The following is a 15,972-nucleotide window of genomic DNA, read 5'->3' as shown; positions in this document are numbered from 1 at the left end:
ATGCGCACTCTCCTGCTTGTCCTCGCCCTGTCCGCCTCGGTGGCGGCGCAGACCGAGGCGATCCGTCTCAACCAGGTCGGCTTCTACCCGGACGGGCCGAAGGTGGCCGTTGTCGTCGGCGCAGGCGAGGTGGCCGTCTCGATCCGCCCCGAGGGCGGCGGCGACGCCGTGTGGACCGGCACGCTCGGCCCGGCGCGGACGTGGTCCGCCTCCGGCGAGACGGTCCGCCGGGTCGACTTCTCGGACGTGACGGCCCCGGGCACCTACGTCGTCGAAGTGGACGGGGTGGGGGCGTCGTACCCGTTCGAGGTCCGCGAGGCCGTCCACGAGCAGGCGGCGCGGGCGGCGCTGAAGAGCTTCTACTTCCAGCGGGCGTCGACCGACCTGCCCGAGGCGTTCGCGGGGCCGTGGGCGCGAGTGGGCGGACACCCCGACACCCAGGTGCTCGTCCACGCCTCCGCAGCCACGGCCGAGCGCCCGACCGGGACGGTGCTCTCGGCACCGAAGGGCTGGTACGACGCGGGCGACTACAACAAATACATCGTCAACTCCGGCATCTCCGTCGGCACGCTGCTGTCGCTCTACGAGTGGGAGCCGGGCTACGTCACCGCCTTCGAGGTCGGCATCCCGGAGAGCGGCGACGCGGTGCCCGACCTGATCGACGAGGCGCTGTGGAACGTCCGCTGGATGCTGGCGATGCAGGACACCGACGGCGGCGTCTACCACAAGCTGACGACCGCCAACTTCGAGGGCGAGGTGGCGCCTGATCAGGCGACCGCGACGCGCTACGTCGTCCAGAAGGGCACCGCGGCGACGCTCGACTTCGCGGCCACGATGGCGCAGGCCTCCCGCATCGCGACCGACTTCCCGGACGCGCTGCCCGGCCTGGCCGACTCGCTCCGCACGGCCGCGCTCGACGCCTGGACATGGGCCCGCGCGAACCCCAGCGTCCGCTACGACCAGGGCGCCCTCAACGCGGCCTTCGACCCCAACATCAACACGGGCGAGTACGGCGACGGCTCGTTCGCCGACGAGTTCGACTGGGCCGCGATGGAGCTCTACCTCACAACGGGCGCCGACAGCTTCCGCACGGCCGTGGGCGGCTTTCCGACGGGCGGCGTGGGCCTGCCGTACTGGGGCGGCGTCCGCGAGTTGGGCGTCCACTCGCTGCTGGCACACCGCGCCGACCTCGGGCCCGAGGTGAACGGGGCCGCGCTGGAGCAGAGCCTGCTCGCCATGGCCGACCGGTTCGTCGGGGCGCTCTCCAGCACCCCGTACGGCGTCCCGATGGGGATCGACAGCTGGAACTTCGGCTGGGGCAGCAACTCGGTGGCCGCCAACCAGGGCGTCGCGCTGCTGATCGCGCACCGGCTCACCGGCGACCGCGACTACCTCGACGCGGCCATCGCCTCGCTGGACTACCTCCTGGGGCGCAACGCGACGGGCTACTCGTTCGTGACGGGCGTGGGCGACAAGACGCCCCAGAACCCGCACCACCGGCCGTCCCGCGCGCTCACGCGCAACCCGCGCTTCTACGACGGCCCGATCCCCGGCCTGATCGCGGGCGGCCCCAACCCGGGCCAGCAGGACGGCTGCGCCGGGTACCCGTCGAGCCTGCCCGCGCGCTCCTACACGGACGTGTGGTGCAGCTACGCCTCCAACGAGGTGGCGATCAACTGGAACGCGCCGCTCGTCCACCTCGCCGTCGGCATCGAGGCCGCGCTCTCGGCCACGGGCGGCCCCGTGGACGCCGAGCCGGGCGCCGAGGCCGTCGACCTCGGCCTGTCGGTCTCGCCCAACCCGGCCGCCGGTCCGGCGACCGTCCGGTTCCGCCTGGACGAGGCCGGGGACGTGACGGTCCGCTTGGTGGACCTGCTCGGCCGCGAGGTGCGGCGCGCCCACAACGGACCGTTGGCGGCAGGACCGCACACCGTCGCCCTCGCCGCAGCCGGGTTGCCCGCCGGTGTCTACGTCGTCCACCTCGGCACGCCGACGGGCGCCGCCAGCCGGGCGCTGACCCTCGTCCGCTGACTCCGATGCGCCTGATCCTCCCGATGGGGGGGCGGGGGACGCGCCTGCGGCCCTTCAGCCACACGACCCCCAAGCCGCTGCTCCCGCTCGTGGGCAGCCCCGCGATCGCGCGCCTGCTCGACGCCTTCGCGGGCGCGCTCGGCCGGGTCGTCGAGGAGGTCGTGTTCGTGCTCGGGCCGACGGCGGACGCCAACCTGCGCCGTCGCCTCACCGAGGCGTGCGCGGCCGAGGGACTGGGGGCCTCGTTTGCCCTCCAGCCCGAGCCGCTGGGGACGGCCCACGCCATCGCGTGCGCGGGCGACGCGCTCGACGGGGAGGTCCTGACCTGTTGGGGCGATACCCTGTTCACCCCCTCCGCCGACGTGCCGCTCGACGGGGTCGACCTCCTCGCGTGGACCGTCGAGGTGGAGGACCCGCGGCGCTTCGGGGTCGTCGTGCGCGACGACGGCGGGCGCATCACGGGCCTGATCGAGAAGCCGCCGGACGCCACGCACCGCGAGACCCTGATCGGAGCCTACTACGTTCGCGACGGCCGCGACCTGCGGGCCGTGGTGGACGAGATGATCACGACCGGGGCGACGGGCGCGGGCGGCGAGTTCCAACTGACCGACGCCTACGACCGCCTCGTCCAGCGGGGCGCGCGGATGGCGACGGCCCCGGCCGCGCGGTGGCTCGACACGGGCACGCTGGCCTCGTATCGCGAGACCGTCCGCGCGCTACTGGAGACGGGCGAGCACGAACCGACGGCGGCCGAGGTGGCCGTTGCTGCCCCGTCGTTCGTCCATCCCGACGCGACGGTTCGCCGTTCGGTGGTGGGGCCGCACGCGGTCGTGGAGGCGGGGGCCGTCGTCGAGGATTCCGTCCTCCGCGCCACCGTGGTCATGGCCGGGGCGACGGTCCGCGATGCCGAGCTGACCGATTCGCTCGTGGGCGAGCGAGCGACCGTCGAGGGACTCACGGGCACGTTCACCCTGGGTGACGACGCGATCGCTCATGGCTGACCTCCGCGTCTCCGTCACCGAGGCGTTCCGCCACCGATTCGGCGCCCCGCCCGTGCACGTCGTCCGGGCGCCCGGACGCGTCAACCTGATCGGCGAGCACACCGACTACAACGACGGCTTCGTGATGCCACTGGCGATCGAGCAGGCCGTCTGGCTCGCCGTCCGCCCCCGCGACGACGACCGGGTGGTCCTGCACAGCACGCGGGCGACCGAGCCAGCCGACTTCCGCCTCGGGGCGATGGAAAGGGGAGACGGGTGGGGCGAGTACGCGAAGGGCGTGGCCTGGGCGCTCCAGGCGCAGGGGCACGAGTTGCGTGGGCTGGAGGGCGTGCTGGCGTCGGACGTGCCCGAGGGGGCGGGCCTCTCGTCGTCGGCGGCGCTGGAACTGGCCGTGGCGCGGGCGCTCTCCGAAGGCGCCGGGCTCGACTGGGACCCCGCCGACATGGCTCGGACCGCGCAGCGCGCTGAGAACGAGTGGGTGGGCGTCCGCTGCGGCGTGATGGACCAGATGGCGAGCGCCTGCGGCGTGGCCGGGCATGCTGTCCTGCTCGACTGCCGCTCGCTCGCCGTCACCCCGACCCCGCTGCCCGCCTGGACGACCGTTCTCGTGCTCGACACCGGCACGCGGCGGGGGCTGGTGGACAGCGCCTACAACGCCCGTCGTGAGACGTGCGAGCGCGTCGCCCGCGTTCTCGGCGTCCCCGCGCTTCGCGACGCCACGCTCGACGGCCTCCAGGCGGCCGAGGACGTGCTGATGCCCACCCAGGTGCGCCGTGCCCGCCACGTGGTCACGGAGAACGCCCGCGTCCTGGCTGCCGCCGACGCCATGCGACAGGGCGACGCCGCCCGCGTCGGGGCGCTGATGGCCGCCAGCCACGCCAGCCTCCGCGACGACTACGAGGTGTCGAGCCCCGCCCTCGACGCCTTCGTCGAGGCCGCCCAGGCACAGCCCGGGTGCTACGGCGCCCGGATGACCGGCGCCGGGTTCGGCGGCTGCGTCGTTGCGCTCGTCGCCTCCGACCGGGCCGAGGCGGTCGCCGAGGCGGCCGCCCTCGCCTACCGCCAGTGGACGGGCCACGCGCCGACCGCCTACCGTGTCCGCGCCGTCGGCGGGGCCTCGCTCGAACCCGTTCCTGCCCTCTTTCTCTGACCGTCTTCCCTCCGCCATGCGTCTCCTCGTTCTCCTCCTCGCTCTGACTGCCTCGGTGCCCACGTGGGCACAGCAGAACGCGCCCAAGGCTGCCGACCTGGCCGCGACCCCGCCGATGGGCTGGAACTCGTGGAACACCTTCGCCTGCGACATCGACGAGTCGCTCATCCGCGAGACCGCCGACGCCATCGTGGCGAGCGGCATGCGCGACGCGGGCTACACGTACGTCAACATCGACGACTGCTGGCACGGCGAGCGCGACGCCGACGGCTTCATCCAGCCCGACCCCGAGCGCTTCCCGTCCGGCATGCGGGCCCTCGCCGATTACGTCCACTCGCTCGACCTCAAACTGGGCATCTACTCTGACGCCGGGACGCAGACGTGCGCCGGGCGGCCCGGCAGCCAGGGCTATGAGTACCAGGACGCGCTCCAGTACGCCCGCTGGGGCATCGATTACCTCAAGTACGACTGGTGCAACACCGAGGGCCGAAATGCACCGGAGGCGTATCGGACGATGCGGAACGCACTCGCGGCGTCGGGCCGGGACATCTTCTTCTCGATCTGCGAGTGGGGCGACAACCAGCCCTGGACCTGGGCCAAGGACATCGGCCACATGTGGCGGACGAGCGGCGACATCATCAACTGCTGGGACTGCGTCGTCAGCCACGGCAACTGGAACTCGTGGGGCGTCATGCGCATCCTCGACATGCAGGTCGAGCGCGGGCTGCGCGTCCACGCCGCGCCGGGCCATTGGAACGACCCCGACATGATGGAAGTGGGCAACATGCCAGCCCCGAACGAGGACCGGGCGCACTTCGCGATGTGGGCCATGCTCCACGCGCCGCTGATCGCCGGCAACGATGTCCGCTCGATGACCGAGGCTACGCGCGAGATCCTGACCAACCAGGAGGTGATCGCGGTCGACCAGGACCCGCTCGGCGTCGAGGGCTTCCCGCACAAGCGGGCGGGGGGCGTCGAGGTCTGGTTCAAGCCGCTGGCCGACGGCGACTGGGCGATGGCGATCCTCAACCGCAACGACGACCCGCGTGCGGTCACCTTCGACTGGCCCGAGGAGCACGTCGAGGACGCCTTCTCGCAGAACCGACCCCACTTCGACCAGCACACCTACGCCATCCGCGACCTCTTCCGTCACGCCGACGCGGGGACGACGGCGTCGCCGCTCGCGGTCACGGTCCCCGGTCGCGACGTGTGGATGGTCCGCCTCACGCGGGCGGGCGGGTGAGGCGGCTCGCGCTCCTGCTGGCGGTGCTCGCCGGCTCCCCGGCCGGCGCCGCGCAGGGGTTCGAGTACCGCACCTTCACCGCCGGGCTGGGGGCCGTCGCAGGCGCCAACGGCGTCGCCGTGGCGGACTACGACCGCGACGGCGACCTCGACGTGTACGTCGTCGTCCGCGAGGCCTACGACCCGGCGCGGCCGGTCACCTGGAGCCGGCTCTTCCGCAACGACGGCACCGGCACCTTCGACGACCGGACGCTGACCGCCGGCGTCGCGGGGTCGGCGGGGCTCGGCCTGCCCAACACGGCGGGCAACGGCGCCAAGCTGGGCGCCGCCTGGGGCGACTACGACGGCGACGGCTGGCCCGACCTCTACCTCACGCATGCCGGTCCCAACCAGCTCTTCCGCAACAACGGCGACGGCACGTTCAGCGACGTGACGGCCGCGGCAGGGGTCGCGGGCGGCGCGACCCAGTTGTCCACGAGCGCCCTCTGGGCCGACCTCGACTCCGACGGCGACCTCGACCTGCACGTCGGCGTGTGGGAGGACTACGTCGGGGCGGGGGAGGCGCGCGACCTCGCGAACCTCTACTTCGAGAACGACGGCGACGGCACGTTCACCGAGGTGGGCACGGCTCGGGGCCTCGGCGACACCGGCAAGACCTACACCACCCTCCCGGTCGACGTGGACGGGGATGGGGACCTCGACCTCTACGACGCCAACGACTTCGGCGCCAACCGGCTCTACCTCAACGACGGCACGGGCACGTTCGCTGAGGCGACTGCTGCGCTGGGCCTGGAGGACAGCGGTGAAGGAATGGGGCTCGCCCTCGGAGATCTGGACGGCGATGGCCGCGACGACCTCTTCCTCACCAACCGGGCCGACTCGCCCTCGCAGACCAACGCGCTCTTCGTCGCGCACGAGGCGGGGGGATACACGGACCAGGCTGGGGTCGCCGGTGTGGACCGGACGGGCTGGGGCTGGGGCGCCGAGATCTTCGACCTGGAGAACGACGGCGATCAGGACCTCTTCGTCGTGAATGGGTACTTCGCGCTCGATACCCGGAATGCCCTCTTCGAGAACGCAGGCGCGTTTCCGCTCGCCGACGTCGCCTCGGCCCTGGGCGTGGACGACCTCGACCCTGCCCGCGGCCTCGTCGTGTTCGATGCCGACGCGGACGGCCGCCTCGACGTGCTCGTCGCCAACGTCGCGCGCGCTCCTCACTTCTACGCCAACCGGGCCGACGGCGGCGCGTGGTTGTCCGTCTCCCTGGAAGGAGGCGCCCTGAACACGGCCGGTCTGGGCGCTGTCGTGGAGGTGGAGGCGGGCGGGCAGCGATGGGTACGCGCGCATCACGGCGCGCAGTTTCTCGGGCAGAGCCTGGCACCGGTCCACGTCGGCTTGGGCGAGGCGGAGAGGGTCGACCGGGTCGTCGTTCGGTGGCCGGGCGGCGGCACGGACATGGTGACGGGGCTCTCCACCGATCAGCACATCCGCATCCGTCAGGGAGGCGGGCTCGTCGACGGGCAGCCGGTCACGTCAGAGGAGGCTCTCGAGGGGACCTCGCCGCTTCGGGTGTCTGCCATCACACCGAATCCCAGCCTGGGGCCGGTGACGGTCCACGTCACGTCTCCGCCGGGCGCGATGGTGGATCTCGCGGTCGTGGACGTGCTCGGGCGCCGGATCTGCTCCCTCGCGACGGTTCCGGGCGGTGAGCAAACCGTGTGGTGGGAGGGGCGTGACGCTCGGGGTCGGATCGTGCCGCCCGGGGTGTACCTCGTCGTCGCCACCTCGCCGGGCAGGCCTCCAGCCGTCGCCCGTCTGATTCGAGCCCACTGACTCAGGGGGGCGCTCGCGGTGTCGCGAACACGAAAAACGCCCCCGGAGGCGTCTCCGGGGGCGTTTCGTATGGAGCGGAACACGGGACTCGAACCCGCGACCTCCACCTTGGCAAGGTGGCGCTCTACCAGCTGAGCTAGTTCCGCAAGCCCGCTCTCTGTCGAGCGGAGGGCCAAACTACGGGCCGCCCTCGGCACAAGTCAACGCGCCAGGCCTCTGCGCGACTTCTCTTCACGTCGTCTCTGTGTCCGGCGCCCAGTAGCTTGCCACGCCCGCCAACCGCTATGGACACGCCCGGCCGCTGGACCCGGCTCGCCAGCCGCATTCTCGTCGACCGTTGGTGGATGACGCTGCGGGAGGACCGCGTCCGCCTCCCGAACGGCGAAGTCCTGGACGAGTACCACGTGGCCGAGTACCCGGACTGGGCGTGCGTGCTCGCGCTCACCGTCGACGGGCAGGTGGTGCTGGTCGAGCAGTACCGCTACGGCATCGACCGGGTGACGCTGGAGCTTCCCGCGGGTGCCATCGACCCCGGCGAGACGCCCGAGGCCGCTGCTCGCCGCGAACTGAGGGAGGAGACCGGCTACGAGGCCGATGCGTGGGTCCGCCTCGGGGCGCTGGCCGTCGAGCCCGGCCGCCACACCAACTCCGGACACCTCTACGTCGCGCACGGCTGCCGCGTCGTCGGGGCGCCGACGCTGGACGCGACCGAGGATCTCCAGGTGCGCCTCGTCCCTGTGGAGCACCTGGCGAGGCTGGTAGAGGACGAGCGGATCGTCCACGGCATCCACGCGGCGGCCATCTTCTGGGCGCAGGCGCGTGGCCTCCTCGTTGAACCCGGAGGACCCAGCCGCGTTGAGGGGGTCCTGTCTTCATCGCCCATCCCGCCTTCCATGCAGAAAGAACAGCAGACCCTCCTCGTCAGCGTCAACGTCGAAGAGAACGACGGCGTCGACGCCCACATGAACCAGATCGGCCAGAAGGTCGGGCAGGGGTGGACCGTCATCCAGGCCATCCCGCTCTCGGGCGAGGAAGCCGGCCCCGGCGGCGCCTCCGAGGACTTTATGCGCTACCAGGTGACGGTCGAGCGCGAGATCGATTCCGACAACGTGATCGTCGACGCCGACCGCGGCGGCGCAGCCGACCTCAAGGATGTCGGCCAGGTGTCCGGTGCCTTCGACGACGGCCTGCCCGAGGCCGAGGAGGAGGAGTAGACGGGCCGCAGTCCGCTGCAGGACCTGATCGAAACGCCCCTCACGGTACCCCCCGGCGGCGCGTCCGCCGGGCTGCGCGACCACGTCGCGGTCGCGCTCCTCGCTCCGCGGACCGTCGCTCCGGCTCCGCCCCGACGGTCTGGATCGGTCCTCGGGGACACGGTCCGCCCCGGCGCCGAGGCGAGTGATCTCGCCCCCGCCTCTTCGCTCTGTTGCCCCATGCTCTTCCCGATCAGCGACGACGACTCGCAGTTGCCTGGCCCGGCCTGGGCCACGGTTCTGTTGCTCGTCGCCAACGTGCTCGTGTTCGGCCTCCAACTGGTCGACCCGGCGTTCACCTATGGGTGGAGCGTCGTCCCGCAGGAGATCACGACGGGGCAGGACCTCGTCAACGCCGCCCCGATCCCTGAGGTGGACCCCGCCGCCGAGGTGCGGACGCCCCTCGACATCCCCCAGCGCCCCGGTCCAGGCCCCGCGCCGTTCGTGTACCTGACCATCCTCTCAGCGATGTTCATGCACGGCGGCTTCGGGCACATCGCGGGCAACATGCTCTACCTCTGGATCTTCGGCGACAACGTGGAGCACCGGTTCGGGACGCTGAAGTTCGTCGCGTTCTACCTCGTCAGCGGGCTCGTGGCGACGCTGGTGCAGGTCGCGATGCACCCTTCTGGGCTGGTGCCCAACCTCGGCGCGAGCGGGGCCATCGCGGGCGTGCTGGGGGCGTACCTGGTCCTCTTTCCGCGCAATCGAGTGAACGCGGTGTTCATTTTTCGAGTCGTGTCGGTCCCAGCCATTCTGGTGCTCGGGCTCTGGATCGGGCTCCAGTTCGTCAACCAGTGGGGAGCACTGGCCGCGACCGAGGAGACGGGCGGGGTAGCCTACGGTGCCCACATCGGCGGTTTTCTGGCGGGTATGGCCCTCGCGGTGGTGTTCCGGATGACCGGCACGAAGGAGCGCCCGAGCGTCCTCAGCCGCGCCATGGAGGCGCCGGGCAATCGGCGCCTCTGGTAGGCACGGGCCTTGCTGGAGAGGGAGTGCTTCTCACCCGTAGGATCTGTTTGGATCTTCGGCCCGTACACCCGATCTTGAACGAGGACTCCCTCCGCCGATGACGCCTTTCTACTCCCTTCGTCGCCTCGCCGCGCTCGCCCTGCTGGGGCTGGCGCTCGGCCTCGCTCCCGCCCAGGCGGCCGTCGCGGCGGTGTCCGGTGCGGAGCTGTCGCTCGTCCACATGGACGACACGCCGCAGCCGTTCCGGCTTTCGGCCCCGAGCCCCAACCCGTTCAGCGGCTCCACCCGGCTGACGCTCACCGTCGAGCAGACCACCTCGCTGTCGGTCGCTGTCCACGACGCGCTCGGCCGTCGCGTGGCGCTCCTCCACGATGGCACCGTCCAGGCCGGCACCTACTCGCTTCGTGTGGATGCCAACGACCTCCCGCCGGGCCTCTACCTGATCCGCGCCACCGACGGCCGCGGTCAGACGTCCACTCGCTCGGTCTCGCTCGTCCGCTAGGACGCAGACCGCCTCGGCTCCGACGCCGGCTCCCAGGTCTGGGGGTCGGCGTTTTTTTCGGTCGGCCCAGATGTTCGCACAAGTGGATAGGTGGTTCCTCCATTTCGCTGTGCCGGGGTGTTGGCGCCGTCCCGTCGTCGAGGCTGTGTAGCCTCCGAAGAGCGATGAGGGAGGAGGTCTTCCATCACGAGGTGCGTGCGCTCCGGAACGAGGCGAGCGGCCTTCCTGCGGGCGCGTCGCCTCGTAGGGCCTGGGAAATCAACGATCTGGAAGCGCTTCCATTTTTGGTGGCCTCACTGAGGGTTGGCCTTGACGCCCCGGTGGATTGGTGCTATTGTGGAAGCGCTTACGCTACTCTCCTCCGCATGCCCGTCACGATTTACGACATCGCCGAAGGCGCCCAGGTCTCGATCGCGACCGTGTCTCGTGCCTTCAACGGGCACCCGCGCGTGTCCGACGCGACCCGGGAGCGGGTGTTCGAGGTCGCGCGCGAACTCGGCTACCAGCCCCATGCGACGGCGCAGAGCCTCGCCCGCAAGAACACGCGCCTGATCGCGGCCGTCGTGCCCATCATGACGTCGGCGTTCTTCATGGAGGTGCTCCGCGGCATCCAGGACCGGCTCGACGCGAGCCACTACGACCTCGTGGTGTACGCCAGCCGGACGCTGGACGGCATCGGCGGGCAGCTCGACCGCGCCGTCCAGCGGGGGCGTGCCGATGGGCTGCTGCTCGTCTCGACCCCCCTCGACGCGGTCCGCGTCCGGCGCATCGCGGCCTCCCGGCAGCCCGCGGTCCTCATCGACGCCTACCAGCCGGAGATCGACTCGGTGACTGTCGACAACCGCCAGGGCGGGGCCGTGGCGACGCGGCACCTCATCGAGCGCGGGCACGAGCGGATCGGGCTGGTGCTGCCCGTGGAAGGCTCGGTCCCGTCGGACCGGCGCCGGGCAGGCTATGAGGATGCCTTGCGGGATGCAGGGCTGCCGGTGGACAGCGACCTGATCGTGCACACGGACATGGACCTGGACCACGACGGCTACACGCTGTTTGCGGGCTACAGCGCCATGCGCACGCTCCTCCAGCGCTTCGAGGGGCGCCCCGACGGCCCGACGGCCATCTTCGTCGCGGCCGACGTGATGGCCTACGGAGCGCTTCGGGCCGTCCGCGAGGCGGGGCTCGAGGCCCCCAGTGACCTGGAGGTGATCGGGTTCGACGACATTGAGTCGAGCGCGTACGTCGGCCTGTCGACCGTGCGCCAGCCCATGTACGAGATGGGCAAGCTGGCCACCGAGCACCTCGTCCGTCGCCTGGAAGCCCCCGGCGCCGACCCCGTGCACACCGTGTTTTCGCCGGACCTCGTCCTCCGAGAGACCACCGGCGAAGCCATCCGCGAACTGGCGTGACGGTCCGAGCCTCCTCCATGCTGCCTCTGGGCGCCCTCCTGCTCGGCCTCGGTCTGTGGGCGGGGTGCGCCGCCGACGCGGAGACCCGTGTCGGCGAGACGGTGGTCGCGCGCGTGGGGGAGGGCGTCATCACCCTGGACGACGTGGCCGAGGCGTACGCCGAGGTGGTCGTCCGCGCTGGAGCGCCGGGCGGGGCCGGCGCGCTGAACGAGGTGGTCGAAGGCCTCGTGAGTCGCCAACTGCTCATCGAGGAGGCCCGCGCGGACGGCATCGAGCAGACCGCCGAGTACCGCGCGGCGCGCGACCTCGCCGAGACGAAGGCGCTCGTGGACCTCTACACCGCGACCACCCTCGGCGACGAACTCGCCGTCACCGACGCGGACCTGCGGGAGACGTTCGCGCAGATGAACACGACGTACGACGCGCGGCACCTCTACGCCCGCGACCACGCCACGGCCGAGGCGCTCCGCGTCCGGCTCCTCGCCGGGGAGACGTTCGAGGCGCTCGCCCGCGAGACGTTCGCCGACTCGGCCCTGGCCGCCTCGGGCGGCCACCTGGGCGCGTTCGGCCACGATGAGATGGACCCGTCGTTCGAGGCCGTGGCCTTCCGCCTGCCCATCGGCGAAGTCTCCGAGCCGGTCCGCACCGCGACCGGCTACTCCGTGATCCGGGTCGACGCGCGGACGACGAACCCGCTGCTCACCGAGGACGCCTTCGCCACCAAGATCGACCAGGTGCGCCGCTACGTCCGCAAGCGGAAGCGCAACGACGCCCGGTTCCGGCTGAGCCGCACCGTCCGCGACGACCTCGCGCCCCGCTTCGACGAGGCCGCCTTCGACCGGCTCGTCGCCTTCGCGACCGGCGTGGCCCCGGGCCTCGACGCCGAGGCGCTGGCCCAGTGGCGCCGCACCCCGCTGGTGCGCTTCGACTCCGACGCCCTCGCCGCCGACGCGTGGACCGTGGGCGACGTGGAGGACCGCGCTGCGACCATGACCGAGCGCCAGCGCGCGGCGGTCCAGGACGGTGCGAGCCTCCGCGCGTTCATCGAGGGCCTGCTCGTCCGCGAGGAGTTGACGGCGCGGGCCCGTGGCGCCGGGCTGGACCGCGACCCGCGCCTCGCGCGCATCGTGTCCGACCAGATGGCCGAGTGGACGTTCGAGGTCGCCAAGCGCCGCCTCCGGCTGGCGGACGACATCCCCGCCGACTCGCTCCGGGCAACCATCGCGGCGCACCCGGACCTGTACCGGATGCCGGAGCGCGTCCGCGCCCGCGAGATCCTGGTCCGCACCCGCGCCGACGCCGACGGGCTGCTCGCGCGGCTCCTCGCCGGGGAGTCGTTCGACGCGCTCGCCCGCGCCCACTCGCTCCGCCTCGGCGCCGCGACCGCCGGGGGCGACCTCGGACCGGTCACCCGCGCCCAACTCGGCCGCATGGCCGAGGCCGTGTTCGCCGCGGCGCCCGGCACGGTCGTCGGGCCGACCGAAGTGGAGGGGCGCTACGCCCTCATCGAGCGCGGCGAGACCCTGCCGTCCCGCCCCATGACCGTCGCCGAGGCCGAGCCCTTCGCCCGCGAGGCCCTCGACATCCCCTTCGCCCAGCGCCGCCTCGTGGCCGCCGTGGCCCGCCTCCGCGAGCGCTTCTCGATCCGTGTGGACCGCGACGCGCTCGCACCCCTGCTCGACGCGGTCTCCGCCGCCCGCTCCTGACCCCGCGCCCCATGCGCCTTCGCTTCGTCCTCCCCCTGTTGGGACTCCTGCTCGGGCTCGCCGTCCCCGCGACTGCCCAGACGACCGGTCAGCTGTCCGGTACCATCCGCGACGCCCAGACCGGCGACCCGATCATCGGCGCGAGCGTGCTCGTGGAGGGCACCACGCAGGGCGCCTCGACCAACCTCGACGGCGAGTACCGCATCATCGGCGTCCGGCCGGGGACCTACGCGCTCGTCGCCTCCTACATCGGCTACGCCCAGACGCGCGTCGAGGGCGTGCGGGTGAACGTGGACCTGACGACCACCACCGACTTCTCGCTCACCTCGGAGACGCTCCAGACCGAAGAGGTGGTGGTGACGGCCAACGCCGACCTCGTGCGCCGCGACCTGACCTCGTCCGAGTTCCGCGTCACGAGCGAGTCGATCGAAAACCTCCCGGTCCAGGAGGTGGGCGACATCCTGCGCTCGCAGGCAGGCATCACCGGCGAGGGCGGATCGATTAACATCCGCGGTGGGCGGGCCAAGGAAGTCGCCTACTTCGTCGACGGCGTCCGCGTGACCGACGCCTACGACGGGTCGGTGTCGGTCCAGATCGAGAACGAGGGCATCGAGGAGCTCCAGATCATCGCGGGGACCTATAACGCCGAGTATGGGCAGGCCAACTCGGGCATCATCAACGTGGTCACGAAGGACCCGGGCAGCACCTTCGAGGGCAACGTGGAGGTGTTCTCCGGCTCGTACCTCGTCGGCGGGGAGGGCGGCGCGGACGCGCTGCGGGGCCGCAACACGGACGCCTACCCGCTGCTGGCCGGCCTGCCGTACCTCGACGTCGACCCGTACTCGTACCTCGACACGAACCCGGCGCAGTACGTCAACGCGCAGGCGTCGCTGTCGGGGCCGATCGTCGCCAACCGCTTCGGGTTCTTCGCCCTGGGCCGCTACTTCCGCAACGACGGCTGGCTCTACGGCGCCACCCTCTACAACCCGGACGGCACGCCGGGCGACTCGTCGCTCGTGCCGATGAACGCCTTCGAGAAGGTGTCGGGGCAGGCCACGCTCAAGCTGCGCGTCAACGACACCATGAACCTGTCGCTGACCACGCTCGCCTCGGTCGCGATGGGGGACGGCGGCAGCGACTACTTCTCGTTCCGTCGCAACCCGGGTGGCATCCGGAGCTACCGCGACGAGGGGCTGACGGCCAACCTCCAGTTCACCCACACGCTCTCGAACCGCGCCTTCTACACGCTCAACGCGAGCACCTTCTACAAGCGCAACACGACGGCCGCCTTCGACACCATCGAGGAGTACGACAACAACACGTTCCTGCTCCAGACCCCCGAGTTCGTGCCGACGGCCTTCGACGCGATGGGCGTCCCGACCGACTCGACGGCCGTGCTCACCGGGCCGGGCCGCTTCCTGCGCGGCGGTGTGGACCTGGGGCGCTTTCAGCGTGAGACCCGCAACGCGTCGTTCAAGGGCGACTTCACGTGGCAGGCGCTCTCCCAGCACCTCGTCAAGACCGGTCTGGAGGTCCGCCTGGACGACATCTTCCTGGAGAACTACGCCCTCATCCTCGGCGACGACGGGACGCTTCAGATCCCCGGGCCGAACACGAACCAGTACCAGATCATCGACGGCGTCCGCCCGCTGACGATCAGCGCCTACGTGCAGGACAAGGCCGAGTACGACTCGTTCGTGATCAACGCCGGGCTCCGGTTCGACTACTTCGACTCCAACGGCCAGGTCCCGGTGGACCCCGAGGAGCCCAACGTCTTCAACCCGCAGAAGCGCATCAACCGCTTCAACGACCTCGACGGCGACGGCGTGATCTCGGACGCCGAGGCGGTCGACACCAACGCCACGACGCTGGAGCAGCGGCAGGCCTACTTCTTCGAGGACGCCACGCCCAAGGTCCAGATCTCGCCCCGGCTGGGCGTCGCCTACCCGATCACGTCGCAGGGCGTGATCCACTTCTCGTACGGCTACTTCTTCCAGATCCCGACCTACGAGTTCCTTTTCCAGAACCCGGGCTACCGCATCGGCACGACCTCGGGGAACTACGGGCCGTACGGCAACGCGGACCTGGACCCGCAGCGGACGATCATGTACGAGATCGGGCTGCAGCAGGGCGTCGGGGAGGACTTCCTGCTCGACGTGACGGGCTTCTACCGCGACATCGAGGACTGGGTCTCGGTCAGCTTCCCCATCCGCGCCACCGCGCCGGGCGTCAACTACCTCGTCTACACCAACCTGGACTTCTCGAACGTCCGCGGCATCACGGTCGCGCTGGGCAAGCGTTTCAACGGGCGCTTCTCGTTCGACGTGGACTACACGTTCCAGGTCGCGGAGGGCTCCAACTCGGACCCCAATGACGCCATCGCGGCGCGCTCCGACGCCGACTCGCCGACGCTGCGCCTGATCCCGCTCAACTGGGACCAGAAGCACACCTTCAACACGAACGTGTTCGTCGGCGGCCAGGGCTGGGGCGTCTCCGGGCTCGTCCGCCTCGGCTCGGGCTACCCGTACACGCCCGCCGCCAACGCCGACGGCGACCCCATCGGCTCGCTCCCGGCCGTGCCCGCCAACTCGCTCCGCCGCCCGACGACCGCCTCGGTCGACGTGTACGCCTTTCGCGAGTTCGCCCTCGGCGGCGTCCGCCCCCGGGTGTCGCTCCAGGTCTACAACCTGCTCGACGCGCGCAACGCGGGCGCGGTCTACTCCGACACCGGCCTCCCAGACGTGACGTTCCGCGACGTCGCCCCGACCGACGACGCTGGCTACTACGTCCGCCCCGACTTCTACCAGGAGCCTCGGCGTATCCAACTCGGCCTCTCGGTGGGCTTCTAGACGATGCGTCGTTCCCCTTCCCGTTCCCTG

11 protein-coding genes and 1 tRNA gene are annotated in these 15,972 nt (G+C 71.3%); 11 read left to right on the top strand and 1 reads right to left on the bottom strand.

What is annotated here, in order from left to right; genetic code table 11:
• Genes B1759_RS05640 through B1759_RS05620 form a run of 5 tightly spaced genes read left to right on the top strand, consistent with a single transcriptional unit; the run spans position 1 to position 7,257 of the window.
• Positions 1–2,031 (top strand): glycoside hydrolase family 9 protein, encoded by a 2,031-nt coding sequence (locus tag B1759_RS05640; protein WP_095514052.1) that lies wholly within the window; start codon positions 1–3, stop codon positions 2,029–2,031.
• Between the two features lie 5 nt (positions 2,032–2,036).
• Positions 2,037–3,032 carry a sugar phosphate nucleotidyltransferase gene (locus B1759_RS05635; protein ID WP_095514051.1) on the top strand — a complete coding sequence of 332 codons (996 nt, stop codon included), beginning with the start codon at positions 2,037–2,039 and terminating at the stop codon, positions 3,030–3,032.
• A complete protein-coding gene (gene galK, locus B1759_RS05630; RefSeq protein WP_095514050.1) occupies positions 3,025–4,182 on the top strand; it encodes a galactokinase in 1,158 nt (385 codons plus the stop codon). The genes B1759_RS05635 and galK overlap by 8 nt, the downstream gene beginning before the upstream one ends.
• Before the next feature lie 16 nt (positions 4,183–4,198).
• Positions 4,199–5,425 (top strand): glycoside hydrolase family 27 protein, encoded by a 1,227-nt coding sequence (locus B1759_RS05625; protein ID WP_095514049.1) that lies wholly within the window; start codon positions 4,199–4,201, stop codon positions 5,423–5,425.
• A complete protein-coding gene (locus B1759_RS05620) occupies positions 5,392–7,257 on the top strand; it encodes an FG-GAP-like repeat-containing protein (RefSeq protein ID WP_095514048.1) in 1,866 nt (621 codons plus the stop codon). Before B1759_RS05625 ends, B1759_RS05620 begins: the two co-directional genes overlap by 34 nt.
• A 70-nt stretch (positions 7,258–7,327) precedes the next feature.
• On the opposite strand, the gene B1759_RS05615 is transcribed toward B1759_RS05620, so the two are convergent.
• A tRNA-Gly gene (locus tag B1759_RS05615) sits at positions 7,328–7,403 on the bottom strand.
• A gap of 138 nt (positions 7,404–7,541) precedes the next feature.
• On the opposite strand from B1759_RS05615, the gene B1759_RS05610 reads away from it, so the two are divergent.
• From B1759_RS05610 to B1759_RS05585, 6 genes are all read left to right on the top strand, one after another.
• Positions 7,542–8,471: an NUDIX hydrolase gene (locus tag B1759_RS05610; RefSeq protein ID WP_095514047.1), complete on the top strand. Its 930-nt coding sequence runs from the start codon at positions 7,542–7,544 to the stop codon at positions 8,469–8,471.
• A gap of 219 nt (positions 8,472–8,690) precedes the next feature.
• Positions 8,691–9,482 (top strand): rhomboid family intramembrane serine protease, encoded by a 792-nt coding sequence (locus B1759_RS05605; protein WP_095514046.1) that lies wholly within the window; start codon positions 8,691–8,693, stop codon positions 9,480–9,482.
• Positions 9,483–9,579: 97 nt separating this feature from the next.
• The gene (locus B1759_RS05600; protein WP_095514045.1) at positions 9,580–9,984 is read left to right on the top strand and encodes a T9SS type A sorting domain-containing protein; all 405 of its coding nucleotides are present in this window, start codon (positions 9,580–9,582) and stop codon (positions 9,982–9,984) included.
• Positions 9,985–10,349: 365 nt separating this feature from the next.
• Positions 10,350–11,387 (top strand): LacI family DNA-binding transcriptional regulator, encoded by a 1,038-nt coding sequence (locus B1759_RS05595; protein WP_158225135.1) that lies wholly within the window; start codon positions 10,350–10,352, stop codon positions 11,385–11,387.
• A gap of 17 nt (positions 11,388–11,404) precedes the next feature.
• The gene (locus tag B1759_RS05590; protein ID WP_095514043.1) at positions 11,405–13,093 is read left to right on the top strand and encodes a peptidylprolyl isomerase; all 1,689 of its coding nucleotides are present in this window, start codon (positions 11,405–11,407) and stop codon (positions 13,091–13,093) included.
• Positions 13,094–13,104: 11 nt separating this feature from the next.
• Complete coding sequence (locus B1759_RS05585) at positions 13,105–15,942, top strand: TonB-dependent receptor (RefSeq protein ID WP_095514042.1); 2,838 nt, start codon at positions 13,105–13,107, stop codon at positions 15,940–15,942.
• Positions 15,943–15,972: the final 30 nt, after the last annotated feature.

Origin of the sequence: Rubrivirga sp. SAORIC476, assembly GCF_002283555.1 — a bacterium.
In the GTDB taxonomy this organism is placed as follows: Bacteria; Bacteroidota; Rhodothermia; order Rhodothermales; family Rubricoccaceae; genus Rubrivirga.
Note: the sequence above shows the minus strand (reverse complement) of the source record. Positions and strands in the feature narration are given on the sequence as shown.